Annotated in this window: 13 protein-coding genes; 9 read left to right on the top strand and 4 right to left on the bottom strand. The window is 71.0% G+C overall.

Annotated features, from left to right (window positions below; genetic code table 11):
- Positions 1-22 precede the first annotated feature (22 nt).
- Complete coding sequence (locus tag ACLQ2S_RS02470; RefSeq protein WP_155214411.1) at positions 23-508, top strand: Lrp/AsnC family transcriptional regulator; 486 nt, start codon at positions 23-25, stop codon at positions 506-508.
- A 6-nt stretch (positions 509-514) separates the two neighbouring features.
- On the opposite strand, the gene ACLQ2S_RS02465 is transcribed toward ACLQ2S_RS02470, so the two are convergent.
- Positions 515-1,501: an ArsR/SmtB family transcription factor gene (locus tag ACLQ2S_RS02465; RefSeq protein WP_155214412.1), complete on the bottom strand. Its 987-nt coding sequence runs from the start codon at positions 1,499-1,501 to the stop codon at positions 515-517.
- 66 nt (positions 1,502-1,567) lie between these two features.
- Between ACLQ2S_RS02465 and ACLQ2S_RS02460 the strand changes: the two genes are divergently transcribed.
- The 3 genes from ACLQ2S_RS02460 (at position 1,568) to ACLQ2S_RS02450 (ending at position 6,319) form a co-directional block, all read left to right on the top strand.
- The gene (locus ACLQ2S_RS02460; protein ID WP_425701016.1) at positions 1,568-2,875 is read left to right on the top strand and encodes an MFS transporter; all 1,308 of its coding nucleotides are present in this window, start codon (positions 1,568-1,570) and stop codon (positions 2,873-2,875) included.
- 103 nt (positions 2,876-2,978) lie between these two features.
- The gene (locus ACLQ2S_RS02455; RefSeq protein ID WP_309222407.1) at positions 2,979-4,415 is read left to right on the top strand and encodes a PQQ-binding-like beta-propeller repeat protein; all 1,437 of its coding nucleotides are present in this window, start codon (positions 2,979-2,981) and stop codon (positions 4,413-4,415) included.
- A 242-nt stretch (positions 4,416-4,657) separates the two neighbouring features.
- Complete coding sequence (locus ACLQ2S_RS02450; RefSeq protein ID WP_155214413.1) at positions 4,658-6,319, top strand: fumarate hydratase; 1,662 nt, start codon at positions 4,658-4,660, stop codon at positions 6,317-6,319.
- Between the two features lie 59 nt (positions 6,320-6,378).
- Here ACLQ2S_RS02450 and ACLQ2S_RS02445 read toward each other — a convergent pair whose 3' ends face one another.
- Positions 6,379-8,772: a hypothetical protein gene (locus ACLQ2S_RS02445; protein WP_425701015.1), complete on the bottom strand. Its 2,394-nt coding sequence runs from the start codon at positions 8,770-8,772 to the stop codon at positions 6,379-6,381.
- 189 nt (positions 8,773-8,961) lie between these two features.
- On the opposite strand from ACLQ2S_RS02445, the gene ACLQ2S_RS02440 reads away from it, so the two are divergent.
- On the top strand, positions 8,962-10,371 hold the full coding sequence (locus ACLQ2S_RS02440) for a class II fumarate hydratase (RefSeq protein ID WP_425701014.1): 1,410 nt from the start codon (positions 8,962-8,964) through the stop codon (positions 10,369-10,371).
- 117 nt (positions 10,372-10,488) lie between these two features.
- Here the strand turns inward: ACLQ2S_RS02440 and ACLQ2S_RS02435 are convergent, their stop codons facing one another.
- On the bottom strand, positions 10,489-11,034 hold the full coding sequence (locus tag ACLQ2S_RS02435; protein WP_155214790.1) for a CGNR zinc finger domain-containing protein: 546 nt from the start codon (positions 11,032-11,034) through the stop codon (positions 10,489-10,491).
- Positions 11,035-11,118: 84 nt separating this feature from the next.
- Here ACLQ2S_RS02435 and ACLQ2S_RS02430 point away from each other — a divergent pair, with 84 nt between their 5' ends.
- On the top strand, positions 11,119-12,078 hold the full coding sequence (locus ACLQ2S_RS02430) for an EamA family transporter (protein ID WP_155214415.1): 960 nt from the start codon (positions 11,119-11,121) through the stop codon (positions 12,076-12,078).
- A 13-nt stretch (positions 12,079-12,091) separates the two neighbouring features.
- Positions 12,092-12,862, top strand: coding sequence for an HAD family hydrolase (locus ACLQ2S_RS02425; protein WP_155214416.1), 771 nt, complete (start codon positions 12,092-12,094; stop codon positions 12,860-12,862).
- Here ACLQ2S_RS02425 and ACLQ2S_RS02420 read toward each other — a convergent pair.
- Complete coding sequence (locus tag ACLQ2S_RS02420) at positions 12,785-13,474, bottom strand: IclR family transcriptional regulator (protein ID WP_309222408.1); 690 nt, start codon at positions 13,472-13,474, stop codon at positions 12,785-12,787. The genes ACLQ2S_RS02425 and ACLQ2S_RS02420 overlap by 78 nt on opposite strands.
- A gap of 105 nt (positions 13,475-13,579) precedes the next feature.
- Here ACLQ2S_RS02420 and cysS point away from each other — a divergent pair, with 105 nt between their 5' ends.
- Positions 13,580-14,995, top strand: coding sequence for a cysteine--tRNA ligase (gene cysS, locus ACLQ2S_RS02415; protein WP_309222409.1), 1,416 nt, complete (start codon positions 13,580-13,582; stop codon positions 14,993-14,995).
- Positions 14,995-16,116 carry a 23S rRNA (guanosine(2251)-2'-O)-methyltransferase RlmB gene (rlmB, locus tag ACLQ2S_RS02410; RefSeq protein WP_155214417.1) on the top strand — a complete coding sequence of 374 codons (1,122 nt, stop codon included), beginning with the start codon at positions 14,995-14,997 and terminating at the stop codon, positions 16,114-16,116. The genes cysS and rlmB overlap by 1 nt, the downstream gene beginning before the upstream one ends.
- Positions 16,117-16,182: the final 66 nt, after the last annotated feature.

The following is a 16,182-nucleotide window of genomic DNA, read 5'->3' as shown; positions in this document are numbered from 1 at the left end:
ACAAACGGTATGGTGTTCCGGCATGAACAGTGGTCAAATTGCCCAGCTCGACGAGCTGGATGTGCGACTCATCGAGTTGCTCGCCGAGGAGCCTCGGATCGGCGTGCTGGAATGCTCGCGCCGGCTTCAGGTCGCCCGGGGGACGGTGCAGGCGCGGCTCGACAAGCTGGTCGGGCGGGGGGTCATCGCCGGCTTCGGGCCGGATCTCGGCCCGGCCGCGCTGGGCTTCACGGTGACCAGCTTCGTCACCCTCGAAATCAGCCAGCGGCACGGGCATGATCCGGTCACCCGCCACCTGGCGGCGATCCCGGAGGTGTTGGAGGCGCACACCATCACCGGCTCAGGCGATCTGCTCTGCCGGATCGTGGCCCGGTCGAACACCGACCTCCAGCGGGTGATCGACCAGATCGTGGCGTACGAGGGGATCACCCGCGCCTCCACGATCATCGCGCTCGCCGAGCAGATTCCCTACCGGGTCCTCCCGCTGCTGCGCTCGGCGGTGCGGTGAGGCCGGTCAGTCCTCCGCCAGCGTGTCGCCCAGCGGGGTGCGGCGGTAGCGGACGGATCGGCCGGACCGGACCCGGGTGATCAGGCCCGCGTCGCGCAGCACGGCCAGGTGGTCGCCGACGCCGCCCAGGCTCATCCCGAGTTGCGCGACGAGTTGACTGGTCGTGGCGGGCAGGGCGAGTGCCCGCAGCACCGCCGCGCGGGACCGCCCGACCAGCCGGTCCAGGGCGTCGGCGGGGCGGTCCGGGTCGGGTGGCCCGAGCAGTTCGGCTACTCCGGAGGCCCGGTAGACGATCGCGAACGGCCACGGCGGCTCGACATAGTTGATCATCATGCCGAATACCGTGGGGATGAAGAGCAGGCCCCGACCGTCGAGCGAGTAGCTGCGGGGATCGCGGTCGGCCACCTCGATCGCGCCGAGGGCACCGTCGGAGACCCAGCGCAACCGTGGGTCCAGGTCCGCCACGGCGGCCCCCCAGCCGTACGCGAGCAGCCGGCCGGCCCGGTGCACCAGGTCCCGCTCCAGCACGGCTCGCAGGCGCGGCCAGTCCGGCTGCACCAGCGACACCCAGGCCGCCTCGATCGCGTCGGCCATCTGGTCGACGACGTCCGGCGAGTCGTAGATCCGTCGGGCGTACGCGGGTGGGTTGCCGTGCCCGGCGAGATTGCGGGCGAGTTCGCTGCGGGCCTGGGCGAGCGGTGTGGCCCGGACCACGGCGATCTCCTCGGCGAAATCGCGTGGGTTGCCGTCCGGGGCGGGATGGATGAAGTCGGCGTTGTAGCCGCCCCGGCGCAGCAGCGCCAACAGCGCGCCCACCGCCGGCCGCTCCCGACGCAGCCGCTCGAACGTCGGCCGGGTGCGGGCCACCCAGGGCGCCAGCCCCGGCACGGAGTGCTGACCTGCGTGCACGCGCAGCGCCCAGACCGCCTCGCCCAGCGGCGAGATGGCGTACCGGCTGGCCGCCACGTCCGCCGGGGTGACCTCGATCCGCATCGCCGACCTTTCGTTGACCAGCGAAAGGATAGAGCCGCCCCGGGGTGGGCGACCACGCTGGCCGGCGTGGACAACACCAGCCTGAGCGCGCCGAAGGTGGCCGAACGACCGGCCACCTTCCGGGACGTGTTCGCCGTCGCCGAGTTCCGGGTGATCTTCGGCAGCTTCGGGATCTTCATGATCGGCGAGACGGTGAAGATGCTCGCCCTCTCCGTGCTGGTCTATGAGCGCACCGGATCCGGGTTGCTGGCCGCGCTGGCGTACGTGACCGGGTTCCTGCCGCACGCGCTCGGCGGGGTGTTCCTGCTGGCCCTGGCGGACCGGATGCCGGCCCGCGCGCTGATCGTCGGGTACGACCTGTTGCGACTGGCGGTGGTCGTGGTGCTCGCCACCGGCGCGCTGTCACCGCCGCTGATGCTCGGCCTGGTCGCCGTCGTGGCGCTGTTCGGCCCGGTGAGCAGTGCCGCGCGGACGGCGCTGCTGCCCGAGGTGCTGCACGGCGACGCGTACGTGTTGGGTCGGTCGCTGCTCTCGGTGGCCGCCGGGGGCACCCAGGTGGCCGGCTTCGCCGTCGGTGGCCTGCTGCTCGGACTGGTCGGGCCCTACGGCGCGCTCTGGCTGACCGCGCTGACCTGCGGCCTGTCCGCGCTGCTGGTACGCGTCGGCCTCACCCGCCGTCCCGCCCGGATCCGCACCGCCCCTGCCACCGATGCCGTAAGCACTGGTGCCGTGGGCCCGGCCAGCGGTGCCGGGGGCGCAGCCGTGGGGCGCGGCAGGGGTGGTGCCGTTCGGGAGACGCTGCGGGTCAACCGGCAACTGCTCGCCGATCGCCGGATCCGGGGACTGCTGCTCGCCCAGTGGCTGCCCGGCTCGCTGCTCGTCGGTGCCGAAGGCGTGGCGGTGCCGTACGCGGCGCAGTTGGGGCTGGGCGCCAGTGCCGGCGTACTGCTGATGGCCGGTGCGGGCGGGATGCTGGTCGGTGACCTGGTGGTGGGACGGTTCGTGGCGCCGGCGCGCCGGGAGCGGTGGACGCCGTGGCTCGCGCTGCTGCTCGGCGTACCGATGCTGGTGTTTCTGGCCGGTCCGGGGCTGCTGCCGGCGGCGGCGCTCTTCGCGGTGGCCACCGCGGGCTTCGCCTACCAGCTCGGGCTGGCCCGGCGCTTCCTCGACGCGGTGCCCGAGTTGCGCCGGGGACAGACGTTCGGGCTGGTCAACACGGGGATGATGGCGATGCAGGGGCTGGCGGCGGCGGGCGCGGGCGGGCTGAGCGAGTGGCTTGCTCCGGGCGTGGTGATGGCGGTGGCCGGTGCCGCGTCGGTCGCCGCGACGCTGACACTGTGGCCGGTGCTGAAGCCTGCCGCTCACTCGCGTTAACAAGGGGCCCTTCTACTACCGCAGGCGTTAATAAGGTGCCCTTCCTTTCACGACACGCGGTGTGGTGCGGGCGGTGGGGGGTGCGGGTGGCTACCGTGTTCCGGTGGCGAAGGGGAGCGGCCTCGGCGTACGTAGCTGGCTGCTGCTCGGCCTGATCACGGTGGTGGTGCTGGCTGCTACCGGAGTCTGGAACCCGTTTCCTACCATGTGGGACTGGGTTAATCGCCGCCAACCCATCTCCCAGCCGGACGTGGTCTGGCAGCAGCGCGTCGGCGGAACTCCGCGCAGCGTCACCATCGCCGGGGAGAGCGTGGTGATCGAGCAGCGCACCCGCGTCGAGGCCCGCAGTCTGGCCACCGGCACCCAGCTCTGGGAGCGCAAGGCCGACTGGAGCGCGGTCGCGGGCGCCGGCGGGGAGTCCGTGGTCGTCGTGGGCAAGCTCCTGGTCAAGGGGTACGAGGTGCTCGACCCCACCACCGGGGTGACCCGTCGCCGTGACGACGACGCGGTGGCCGTCTGGACGTACCGCAACCTGCTGTTGGACGCGCGGTGCGTGGAGGCCACCGACTGCACGCTGAGCGCCTGGGACCCGCGCGGCACCACTCCGCTGTGGACGGCCTTCCTCCCAGGGGTGAGCTCGGGCCTGCTCGCCGACAACCCGAACCTGCTCGACACCCGGCGGCTCACCAGCAACCGGATCCACGGCGAGGTGGCCGGCCCGGAGGCGGTACCCCCGCTGCTCGGCTTCCCGGTCGACGGCCGGGTGCACGTGGTGGACACGGCGAACGGCCGGGTGCTCCAGAACGTCGAGCCCGGCCGCGAGGAGCGGCTCGCGGTGATCGGGGGTCGGCTGCTGCGGATCACCGCCCGTGCCCAGGACGGCAGCTGCTACTACGCCATCTCCGGCCAGGACTCGGCCACCGGCCAGGAGGCGTGGCAGCAGTCCGGGCTCAACCTCCGTACCGCCGACAGCGCCGGTTGCGTGCAGCGGGAAGACCCGTACGGTGCCCGCAACGTGCTGCTCGGTGTGTCGCCGGACGGCCGGGAGGCGGTCCTCGACGGGTACGACGGGCGGCTGCTGCTGGTCACCGCCAACGCCGAACGGGTGCTCGCCGTGGACGACCGGTACGCGCTGGTGCGTACCGCCGACGGTGGCACCGTCTCTGCCCGTGAACTCGGCACCAAGCAGACCCGGTGGAACCGTCCGGCCGGGAAGAAGGCGGGTGCCGCCCTCACCCCGTACGCGGCGATCGTCACCGACGAGAAACCCAACCGGTTGATCGCGCTCGACCCGCGTACCGGGCGGGAGCTGGCCGTGCTGCGTACCTCCGCCAACGCCCTCGCCGTCGGGCCCGCCGGGATGGTGATCGGTGAGGGCCGGGAGATCGGGTACGTCCGCTTCGGCGCGACAGCCGGTGAGTCGCGGCGCGACGCCGACAGGGCGGATCCGGGGCCCGACGGCAGTGGCCCGGAGCCGCAGCCACAGGGCAGCTGCGGTCCGAAGAACGAGCTGTGTGCCGCTCCTGATTCCGGTAAGTGATCGGGCCCCCCGGGGGGTGGGACGGGCAAACCCTCTGCCCTAGGCTTTGCCACCATGAGCGAGCGGCAGCGAGCGAATCATCAGCACAGAGCGATGGTGTCTCACGGCGGCGCGGAGCGACAGCGGAGTGTCGTCGTGAGCGAGCGGCAGCGAGCGAATCATCAGCACAGAGCGATGGTGTCTCACGGCGGCGCGGAGCGACAGCGCAGTGTCGTCGTTAGCGAGCGGAGCGGAGTGCTGTCATGAGCGCCGACTTCTCGTATGCCCCCCTGCTGCCGACCGGCCCCGACCAGACGGAGTACCGCCTGATCACCGACGAGGGCGTCGACGTGGTCAACGGTCCGGGTGGTCGACGTTTCCTGACGGTCGAGCCGGCCGCGCTGACCGCGCTGACCGCCGAGGCGATGCACGACATCGCCCACTTCCTGCGTCCCGCGCACCTGGCCCAGCTGCGGTCGATCATCGACGACCCGGCGGCCTCGCCGAACGACCGGTTCGTCGCGTTGGACCTGCTGCGCAACGCCAACATCGCGGCCGGTGGCGTGCTGCCGATGTGTCAGGACACCGGCACGGCGATCGTGATGGGCAAGCGTGGCCGGCACGTGCTCACCGACGGCGCCGACGCCGAGGCGATCTCGCGCGGCGTGTGGCAGGCGTACACCCGGCTCAACCTGCGCTACTCGCAGCTCGCCCCGCTGACCATGTGGGAGGAGCGCAACACCGGCAGTAACCTGCCCGCGCAGGTGGAGCTGTACGCCGAGGACCCGGACGGCCACCCGGACGCGTACAAGTTCCTCTTCATGGCCAAGGGTGGTGGCTCGGCCAACAAGTCGTACCTCTACCAGGAGACCAAGGCGCTGCTGAACCCGACGCGGATGATGCAGTTCCTGGAGGAGAAGCTGCGGCTGATCGGCACCGCCGCCTGCCCGCCGTACCACCTGGCGGTCGTGATCGGCGGCACCAGCGCCGAGTACGCCCTGAAGACCGCGAAGTACGCCTCCGCCAAGTACCTCGACGCGTTGCCCACCTCCGGCTCGATGGCCGCGCACGGCTTCCGGGACCTGGAGCTGGAGGCCGAGGTGCTGGAGTTGACCCGCAACTTCGGCATCGGCGCTCAGTTCGGCGGACGCTACTTCTGCCACGACGTCCGGGTGGTGCGGTTGCCTCGGCACGGGGCCTCCTGCCCGGTGGCGATCGCGGTGTCCTGCTCGGCCGACCGACAGGCGGTGGCCAAGATCACCCCGTCGGGCGTGTGGTTGGAGCGCCTGGAGACCGACCCGGCGCGCTTCCTGCCCGACGTCACCGAGGCGCAGCTGGACGCGACCGAGGTGGTGCGCGTCGACCTGAACCGGCCGATGGACGAGATCCGCGCCGAGCTGTCCAAGTACCCGGTCAAGACCCGGTTGTCGCTCAGCGGGCCGCTGGTGGTGGCCCGAGACATCGCCCACGCGAAGATCGCCGAGCGGCTGGACGCGGGCGAGTCGATGCCGCAGTACCTGCGCGACCATGCCGTCTACTACGCCGGCCCGGCGAAGACCCCGGAGGGCTACGCCTCCGGCTCCTTCGGCCCGACCACCGCCGGTCGGATGGACGCCTACGTGGAGAAGTTCCAGGCCGCCGGTGGCTCGATGGTGATGCTGGCCAAGGGCAACCGCTCGACACAGGTCACCCGCTCCTGCGAGCAGCACGGCGGCTTCTACCTCGGCTCGATCGGCGGCCCCGCCGCCCGGCTCGCCCAGGACTGCATCAAGCACGTCGAGGTCCTGGAGTACGCCGAGTTGGGCATGGAGGCGGTCTGGAGGATCGAGGTGGAGGACTTCCCGGCCTTCATCGTGGTCGACGACAAGGGCAACGACTTCTTCGCCGAGGTCACCAAGCCCGTCCTCACCATCGGCCGCCGCTGACACACCGACACGACGAGGGGCGCCGGGCGGAGGCCCGGCGCCCCTCGTCGTTGCGGACCTCAGCCCGGGTGGTTGACGTTGAAGTAGTAGTAGTCCTCGCCGGACGTGGCCCCCGACGCGGTCCTGCTCGACACGTACAGGTAGTGGCTGCCGTAGTGCTGCGGGGTCAACGTGATCGTCGCGGTGCCGTCGGCTCCAACGGCGACCGTCTCCTCCTCCCCGTTGTACCGGTAGACGAACTCGGCGCTGCCGGGCATCTGCGCGGTCAACGTGAACTGGCCCGGAACACCTGGGCCGCCTCCGCCGGTGGGCGGGTAGTCCGAGCTGCTCACGGTCGGGGCCAACCGCTTCAGTATCAAGGAGTGCTCGGTCTCGTCTGAGACGATGGAGCCCATCGTGGCGCGTACGGTCAGCCGCACCCAGCCAGACCGGTCGGCGGGGTAGGACTGCGGCGTCCAGCTGATCGTGGCAACTCCGTCGGCACCCGCGATGACCGTCCGTTCCTCCTCGCCTTCGAAGGTGTAGACGTAACCGGTCACGCCGTCTCGGGCCGGGCGGAAGGTGAACTCACCGGCGACTCCCGGTCCGCCGCCCTCCTGGTAGATGGGGTAGTCCGTCGATTCGATCGTCGGTGCCCATGACGTCGCTTCGAAGTACACGGAGGCGGTACCCGAGACGGTGCCGTCGGCGGTCCGGCTGTAGACCTGCATCCAGTGGAATCCGCCGAAGGTGGAGGTGAAGGTCACGCTCGCCGTACCGTCCGCCTTGGCGGCGACCGTCTGCTCCGGTCCGCCGACCACCGACCAGACATACTCGGTCACGCCGGGCATGCCGGGGCGGAAGACGAACGTACCGGGAGTACCGACGAGGGCGCCTTCGCCGCCTCCGATCGGGTACTGCTCCGAGGAGACGGTGGGCTCGGTCGCCAGGTAGAAGTACAACTGCCCCTCGCTGCTGGGCAGTCCGCCGGAGGTTCGACTGGTCACGGTGATCTGGTTCGAGCCGGACTTGCGGGGAGTTATCGTCGCGGTCGCCGTGCCGTCCGCTTCGGCCGGCACGGCGACCGGCTCGTCGTCGTTGAGCCGGTAGGTGTACTCGACCACGTCCTCCATACCGGGTGTGAACGTCAGCTCGCGGGGCTCACCGATCGCGCCATTCGGATTTCCGTCGGTGATCCGAGGAGCGGTGTCGCGCACCGTGAACTCGTAAGTCGTCTGTGCCGAGCGGTTGCCGGTCCGGTCGACGGCCTGCACGTACAGCCGGTTGCTGTAGGTGCGCGTCGGCGCGTGGCTGATGCTGGCGGCCCCCGACTCGTCGGCGACCACGTAGGAGGTCGGTCCGCTCTCGCCGTAGTAGTAGCCGGCGATGTCGTCCGCGCCCGGCGCGGTGAAGTGGAAGGTGCCGGGGATACCCGGACCGCCGTGACCTGGCGGATTCCAGCCAGACGGGTAGTCGGTGGAGGTCACCGTCGGGGCTGGCGGCCGAACCGTGTCGACGGTGAACCGGCACTCCGGTGACCAGTCGGAACTGGCGTGCTGATCGGCGGCGCGCACCGAGAAGGCGTACGTGCCGCCGTTGACCAACACACCCTCCGGCACCGTGTAGGTGAAGCGGGCCGGTGCGTAGGAGCGGTAGGACGTCCACTCGGTGCGCTCGGTGGGCCGATCGACCGGCCACCAGGCAAAGGTCGCCGTCACCTGATCGCCGGCCGACCCCTCGACCGTGTCCGGGTCGGTGATCTCGGCGCTGAGCACCGGGCTGGTGGTGCCGATCAGACGGCCGTCCGCGCAGGTTAGACCTGCGACAGTCAGCGCGCTGGGGACGTCGGGTGCGGCGTTCGCCTCAATCGAGATGCCCAACGGGGTGAGCCACCGGCTGAAGCGCTTGTTCTTTTCGTGGTGCCCGGCCACCCGGGCCATCAGGGTGAGCTTGTCCTGCCCGTCGGTGACCGCCTGGCGCAGCGTCTCGGTGAGGTCGAGTTCCAGGTAGCTGGCCGGGCAGGCGGGGGAATCGAAGACGTCACCGGCCTGCTCGTGCACCTGCGGTGCGGTCTTCCAGGTCGGGGGCTGTGCCGGCGTGTCGGTACGCCAGATCTCGATCTTGCGTGGCTTCTCGCAGTCGGTAACCGACGATTCTCCGATGACCCCGCCGGCCTGGATGATGTCCTTGCCCTGATAGGGCGCCAGGTCGAAGGTGAAGTACGCCCGGGAGGTGTGGTTACCCTCGTCGGATTTCCAGGTACCGACCGGCACCTCGTCGGTGGTGTCGACCGGAAACGCGACGGAGGGCTGCTTGGCGTCGGTGTAGCTGATGCTCGTCGCGCGTTCGAATCTGGTCACGCTGGCGGCTGCCGGCGTGGTGGTGCCGAGCACGGCGAGTGGTGCGGTCAGCAGGGCGGCCGCCCCGGTGACGAGGAATCGGCGCGGTGCGCGCCACCGGCGTGCGGTGCGCACGCCGGCCCCGTTGTGATGCAACGTGCAAACCTCCTGAGCGGAGTGGTGGGATTTCGACGATCTTAAGAGCATCACTGCCTGCGAGGTGCCAGACTTTCGGGTGGAAGCCGACTCCCGGCCGGCTCGGTGGCTCATCCGGAATCGTGCGGCTGGGGCGAACATCTGCACGTCGTCGCGGTGCGCGGCAGGATGGTACGCGTGACGACTCCAGAGAGCATGGGCTACCGGATCGAACGCGACTCGATGGGCGAGGTGGAGGTGCCCGCCGAGGCGTTGTGGCGGGCCCAGACGCAGCGGGCGGTGCAGAACTTCCCGATCTCCGGCCGGGGCATCGAGCCGGCCCAGATCCGGGCGTTGGCCCAGATCAAGGGTGCCGCCGCCGAGGTCAACGGCGAGCTGGGGGTGATCGACGCGAACGTGGCCGCAGCGATCGCCGCAGCCGCTGCGCACGTGGCCGCCGGTGGGTACGACGACCAGTTCCCGGTGGACGTGTTCCAGACCGGTTCCGGCACGTCGTCCAACATGAACACCAACGAGGTGATCGCCACCCTGGCCAGCCGTGAGCTGGGTCGGGAGGTGCACCCGAACGACGACGTCAACGCCTCACAGTCCAGCAACGACGTCTTTCCGTCCTCGATCCACCTGGCCGCGACCGAGGCCGTGGCGGGGGATCTGCTCCCGGCACTGGCCCACCTGGCCGGTGCGCTGGAGGCGAAGGCGGCGGAGTTCGAGACCGTCGTCAAGGCCGGGCGTACACACCTGATGGACGCCACCCCGGTGACGCTCGGGCAGGAGTTCGGCGGGTACGCCGCCCAGGTCCGCTACGGCATCGAGCGGTTGGGGGCGGCGCTGCCCCGGCTGGCGGAGTTGCCGCTGGGTGGCACGGCGGTGGGCACCGGCATCAACACTCCGCTCGGTTTCGCCGCCCGGGTGATCGAGAAGCTGCGGGCCTCCACCGGGTTGCCGGTGACCGAGGCACGTAACCACTTCGAGGCGCAGGGGGCCCGGGACGCCCTGGTGGAGACGTCAGGCCAGCTGCGTACCGTCGCGGTCGGGCTCTACAAGATTGCCAATGACATCCGCTGGATGGGTTCCGGCCCCCGTGCCGGTCTGCGCGAACTGCGCATCCCGGATCTTCAGCCGGGGTCGTCGATCATGCCCGGCAAGGTCAATCCGGTGGTCTGTGAGGCCGTCCGACAGGTCTGCGCGCAGGTGGTCGGCAACGACGCGGCCGTGGCCTTCGCCGGGTCACAGGGCGACTTCGAGCTGAACGTCATGCTGCCGGTGATGGGCCGCAACATCCTGGAGTCGATCCGGCTGATCGCCGCGTCGAGCCGCCTGCTCGCTGACCGGTGTGTGGTCGGCCTGGTCGCGGACGCCGAGGTCTGCCTGTCGTACGCCGAGGGCTCGCCGTCGATCGTCACCCCGCTCAACCGCCACCTCGGGTACGACGAGGCCGCGTCGATCGCCAAGGAGGCGCTGGAGAAGCAGATCTCCATCAAGGAGGTGGTGATCTCGCGTGGCCACATCGACTCCGGGAAACTCTCCGAAGAGCAGTTGGAGGAGGCGCTCGACCTGCTCCGCATGACCCACCCCTAACTCGCCGCACTGGCCCGCGCCGGGCGGCGGTCGTCTGCGACAAGACGTGGGTACATCTGTTGTCGTGCGAGCGACAAGAAATGTACCCATGCCGCCACCCGATCTTGCCGCGCCCGGTCAGGCGCGGGCGGCGGCCTTGCGGGCACGGTAGGCGCTGACCGCAGCCCGGTTGCCGCAGCCGGCCTCGCAGAACCGGCGTGACCGGTTCTTGGAGAGGTCGACCAGCACGTTGTCGCAGTCGGGGTGATCGCAGATGCGCAGCCGGCGCAGTTCGTCACCGCGTACCACGTCGGCGATCGCCATCGCCGCCTCGACCGCCATCCGGGTGGCCAGCGGGGCGTCCCGGGGTACGGCGTGCAGGTGGTACGGCTCGGCGTCGTGCGTGATGAGCTGGGGCAACGCACGGTGCTCGCGGAGCAGGGCGTTGACGATCGACACGATCTCGTCGACCTCGGCGTACCAGATGCGGCGGAGCCGGGGGCGTAGCGCGCGCACCGCCCGCAGCTCGGCCTCGGTGTGTTCGTACCGACCGCTGTAGGCATGGCGGGTGTAGAAGGCGTCCAGGGCTGCGACGTCCGGGAGCCCTTCCCCGTCGGGGCCGGCGGTGTTCACCAGTGCGGCGGCGGCGATCAGCGAGCATTCGGTGTCATGGGCGAACAGCAACTTGACTCCTGTCGTGGCCCCATCTAGCGTCATCGGCGAAAGCTATCTTTGCCCATGGCGGGCAGTCGCGCCAAGGAGAGCCCCATGCGTCAACCGCCCGCCGCCGGTGCCGGTCTCACCCTGGCGCTGCTCTCCGCGATCACCTTCGCCACCTCCGGCACCTTCGCCCGATCCCTGATCGACGACGGCTGGTCGGCCGAGGCGGTGGTCATCGCCCGGGTCGGCATCGCCTCGGTGATCCTGGCGGTGCCCGCCATGCTCGTCCTGCGCGGGCGGTGGCAGGTGTTGCGCCGGAACCTCGCCTCGATGGGCGTCTTCGGGCTGTTCGGTGTCGCGGTGGCGCAGGCGTGCTTCTTCAACGCGGTGCGCTACCTGCCGGTAGGCGTTGCGCTGCTGCTGGAGTACCTCGGCATCGTCCTGGTCGTCGGATGGACCTGGCTGGTGCAGGGTCAGCGCCCTCGCCGCCTGACCGTCGCCGGATCGGTGGCGGCCATGGTCGGCCTGGTCTTCGTGCTCGACCTGGCCGGTGCGGGCCGACTCGATCTGGTCGGCGTGCTCTGGGGCCTCGGTGCGGCGGTCGGATTGGCCGGGTACTTCGTGCTCGCCGGTCGGGTCGACCCCGCCCTGCCGTCGATGGTCCTGGCCAGCGGCGGGATGGCCGCCGGTGCCGGCGTGCTGCTGCTGCTCGGCCTGGCCGGGGCGCTGCCGCTGCGGGCCACGTTCGACACCGTGCAGTTCGCCGGCATGCAGACCAGTTGGCTGGTGCCGATCGCCGGACTGACGCTGGTGGCCGCGGTGGTCGCCTATTCGGCCGGGATCGCCGCCGTGCGGACGCTCGGCTCCCGCCTGGCATCGTTCGTCGGGCTGACCGAGGTGCTGTTCGCGGTGCTGATCGCCTGGCTGGTGCTGGGGGAACTGCCAACCGTGGTGCAACTGCTCGGTGGGTTGCTGATCGTCGCGGGGGTGGCGTTGGTACGCCTCGACGAGCTGCGGGCCCCCGTCGAGCCCGCCCCGACGGAGGCGACGGAACCAGCCCTGCGGTGACAGGCTGAGCCACATGCTGACCACCGTGGTGTTCGATGCCGACGAGACCCTGGTCGATCTGCGGCCCGCCGTCACCGGTGGGCTGGAGGCCGTACTGGCGCGGATGCGACGGCTGACCCCGGCCGCAGTCGGGGTCACTCTCGCGGACCTGGAATCGGACTGGTCTGCGGTCTTCGGAGACCTGGCCGCCGCGCCGGTGGCGGAGATCCGGCGAGCCGCTCTGGCCCGGTCGCTGGACCGGGCGGACCTCGGTGGCCACCTGGACGAGATCGTTGAGCTGTTCTTCGCCCGTCGCTTCGCGCTGACCCGGCCGTTCGCCGACGTGCTGCCGGCACTGGCCGCACTGCGTACGCAGTGGTCGGTCGGCCTCGCCACCAACGGCAACAGCCGCGCGGAGCGCTGCGGCCTCACCGGTCAGTTCGCTTTCGAGGTGTACGCGCACCACGACGGGGTGCCGAAGAAACCGGACCCGGACTTCTACGCGGCTGCGTGTGCCGCCGCCGGAGCTGATCCGACTCAGGTGGTGCACGTCGGCGACAACCTGGTCAATGACGTGGTCGCAGCGCAGCAGGCCGGCCTGCGTGCCGTCTGGCTCAACCGTCGCGGCGAGCGGTTACCGGCCGACGTGGTGCCGGACGCGGTGGTCTCGACGCTGACCGAGCTGCCCGGGGCGCTGGCCAACCTGTCGCGCGGAGTGGCTCGCGGGTCAGGCCAGGGCGGTGGCGATGGCGGCGGCGGCGGCCGTCACCTGTGCGCCGACCGCTTCGGCGTCCAGCGGCGCTAGCGCCACCACCCCGACGCTCGCCTCCAGACCGGGCACGCCGAGCACCGGCGCGGCCACCCCGTACGCGCCGGGTTGCAGCTCACCGACGGTGCTGACCGGCCCGGCCTCGCCCGCGCGCCCGGCCAGGATGGCCTGCCCGGCGGCGCCGCGTTCCAGCGGATGCCGGGCACCGGTCCGGTACGCGACGTGGAATGACGTCCAACTCGGCTCGACCACCGCCAGCGCGACCCCCTCACCACCCTCGACCACGGTGAGATGGGCGGTGGCTCCGGCCTGCTCGGCGAGGCGGCGCAGCGCGGGCAGCGCACCCTCGGCGAGCAGCGGCTGGGCCCGCCGGGCCAGGTGCAGCACCCCGGCGCCGAGGCGCAGCCGGCCGTCCGCGCCACGGCGCAACATGCCGTGCCCGGCCAGCGGCCCGACCAACCGGTAAACGGCGGCGCGGCCGATGCCCAACTGGTTGGCGGCCTCGGTGACGGTCAGACCACCGGGGACGTCCGCCACCAGTTGCAGCAACCGCAGCCCCCGGTCCAGGGTCTGCGACGCCTCCCCGCCTGGAGACCGACCGCCTGGCGTTGCCGACGGGGTGGCACCGGGCGTCGCTGGATTGCTCACGACCAGCAGCGTACGGCTCGCGGGGCGGCCACCGGCAGACGGCGAGCGGCCCGATGGCACCAGGCTCGCACCGACCGGACGAGCGTGGACGGCTACCCTTGTACGGTGACGCTACGCCTGTATGACACCGCCACCCGATCGGTGCGGGACTTCGTCCCGCGGGAAGCCGGCAAGGTGGGGGTCTACCTGTGTGGTCTCACCCTCCAGGCACCGCCGCACATCGGCCATCTTCGCTCCGGCGTCAACTACGACGTGTTGCGTCGCTGGCTGTCGGCCGCCGGTTTCCAGGTCACCTTCATCCGCAACCTGACCGACATCGACGACAAGATCCTGGTCAAGGCGCAGGAGCAGCAGCGGCCCTTCTGGTCGATCGCGTACGCCAACGAGTTGAAGCTCGCCGAGGCGTACCGGGCGTTGAACGTGCTGCCGCCCACCTACGAGCCACGGGCCACCGGCCACATTCCCGAGATGCACGAGCTGATCGCGCAGTTGATCGAGCGGGGGCACGCGTACCCGGCCACCGACGGCTCGGGTGACGTGTACTTCGACGTGTGCTCGTGGCCGGCGTACGGGGCGTTGTCGAACCAGTCGCCCGACGACATGCAGTCCGCCGACGACGCGCCGGATCGGGGTAAGCGCGACCCGCGTGACTTCGCCCTCTGGAAGGGGGCCAAGCCGGACGAGCCGGCGGACGCCTACTGGCCGTCGCCGTGGGGGCGGGGCCGACCCGGCTGGCACATCGAGTGCTCGGCGATGTGCTGGCGCTACCTGGGCGCGGAGTTCGACATCCACGGCGGTGGGCTCGACCTGACCTTCCCCCACCACGAGAACGAGTTGGCCCAGTCCCAGGCCGCCGGCCTGCCCTTCGCCCGCTACTGGGTGCACCACGGCCTGCTCGGCATCGGCGGGACGAAGATGGGCAAGTCGCTGGGCAACGCCCTCGACCTGGACTATGTCGCCTCCCTCGGGGTGCGTCCGGTGGAACTGCGCTACTACTACGTGGCCGCCCACTACCGTTCCCGGATCGACTACTCCGAGGAGGCGTTGCGCGAGGCGGCCGTCGCGTACCGGCGGATCGAGGGCTTCGTGACGCGGGCCGTGGAACGGGTCGGCGCGGGCGGCCACGGTGCGCTGCCCGAGGCGTTCACCGTGGCGATGGACGACGACCTGAACACCTCGGCCGCGCTGGCGGCCCTGCACGAGGTGCTGCGCGACGGCAACAGCGCGCTGGCCGCCGGGGACGATGTGACCGTCCGCACCACGCTCGCCAGTGTCCGCGCGATGCTGGATATCCTCGGGGTCGACCCTCTCGACCCGGCGTGGACCGGCGGAGCCCGGGCGAGTGACCTCCGTGGTGTGGTGGACTCCCTGATCGCCCTGGCCCTCGAACAACGCGCGCAGGCCCGGGTCCGTAAGGACTGGGCCGCCGCCGACGCCCTGCGGGATCAACTCAAGCGAGCCGGAGTGGTGGTCGAGGACACCCCACAGGGGCCGCGTTGGACTATTGGAGAGCATGACTGATGGCCGGCAATTCTCAGCGCCGTGGCCGACGGGTGGTATCGAAGGCTAGTGCCCCGAAGGGGTCCGGTGGCAAGAACCGGGACTCCCTCGCTGGGCGTGGCCGGACGTTGCCGGCCGACGAACGCCCCTGGCACAAGGCCTACTCCGGCACCGAGAAGTTGCCGCAGCGCACCGCGTGGAAGCAGGAGAAGGAGCGCCGGGCGGCGGCCGAGGAGGGGCGTGCCCCGAAGGTCGGCCAGCCGGGCAGCAAGGACACCACCTGGGGCAAGGGCGGCGGCCGGGGCCCGGGCGTCGGGAAACCGTCCCGGGGCAAGCAGCCCGCCGGGCGCAGCGGTCCCCGCGTCGCGCCGGGGCGCAAGTCCAACCCGGCGAAGGACACCCCGGAGTTGTTGGTCGGTCGTAACCCGGTGCTGGAGGCGCTGCGTACCCACGTTCCGGCGACCGCGCTCTACACGGCGCAGGGCATCGACATCGACGACCGGGTCAAGGAGATCGTCCGTACGGCTGCCGACCGGGGGATCGCGATCCTCGACGTCAGCCGCGCCGAGCTGGACCGGATGACCGGCGGGGTACTGCACCAGGGCGTCGGTCTCCAGGTGCCGCCGTTCGCGTACGAGCCGTTCGACGATCTGATGGCCGCCGCACTGGAACAGCCGGCACCGCTGCTGGTGGCGCTGGACGGGGTCACCGATCCGCGTAACCTCGGCGCGGTGATCCGCTCCGCCGCCGCGTTCGGCGCGCAGGGCGTCTTCGTGCCGGAGCGGCGGGCGGCCGGGATCACCGCGACCGCGTGGCGGACCAGCGCGGGCGCAGCGGCTCGGGTGCCGGTGGCCCAGGTGACCAACCTCACCCGGTCACTGAAGGCATGCCAGGCCGCCGGGTTCGTGGTGGTCGGTCTGGACGCCGACGGGGAGACCGACCTGTACGACCTGGAGGCAGCCGTCGGCCCGCTGGTCGTGGTGGTCGGCTCGGAGGGGCGGGGGCTGTCCCGCCTGGTCGGGCAGACCTGCGACCTCAACGTCAGCATCCCGATGATCTCCGAGGTGGAGTCGCTCAACGCGAGCGTGGCGGCTGCGGTGACCCTCGCGGAGGTGGCGCGCCGCCGGGCCGCCGAGGGCTGACGAACCGGACAGCGTACGTAAGAAGGGCGGCCCGCCATCGGCGGACCGCCCTTCTCGTGTTGCTAC

This window comes from Micromonospora sp. DT48, from assembly GCF_049844495.1.
Lineage (GTDB): Bacteria > Actinomycetota > Actinomycetes > Mycobacteriales > Micromonosporaceae > Micromonospora.
The sequence above is the reverse complement of the archived record's forward strand: the minus strand, read 5'-3'. Positions and strand labels throughout refer to the sequence as shown.

Coding starts and splice junctions, on each gene's coding strand:
- ACLQ2S_RS02470 (WP_155214411.1), top strand. CDS start 23: ATGAACAGTGGTCAAATTGCCCAGCTCGACGAGCTGGATGTGCGACTC.
- ACLQ2S_RS02465 (WP_155214412.1), bottom strand. CDS start 1,501: ATGCGGATCGAGGTCACCCCGGCGGACGTGGCGGCCAGCCGGTACGCC.
- ACLQ2S_RS02450 (WP_155214413.1), top strand. CDS start 4,658: ATGAGCGCCGACTTCTCGTATGCCCCCCTGCTGCCGACCGGCCCCGAC.
- ACLQ2S_RS02440 (WP_425701014.1), top strand. CDS start 8,962: ATGGTACGCGTGACGACTCCAGAGAGCATGGGCTACCGGATCGAACGC.
- ACLQ2S_RS02430 (WP_155214415.1), top strand. CDS start 11,119: ATGCGTCAACCGCCCGCCGCCGGTGCCGGTCTCACCCTGGCGCTGCTC.
- ACLQ2S_RS02425 (WP_155214416.1), top strand. CDS start 12,092: ATGCTGACCACCGTGGTGTTCGATGCCGACGAGACCCTGGTCGATCTG.
- rlmB (WP_155214417.1), top strand. CDS start 14,995: ATGGCCGGCAATTCTCAGCGCCGTGGCCGACGGGTGGTATCGAAGGCT.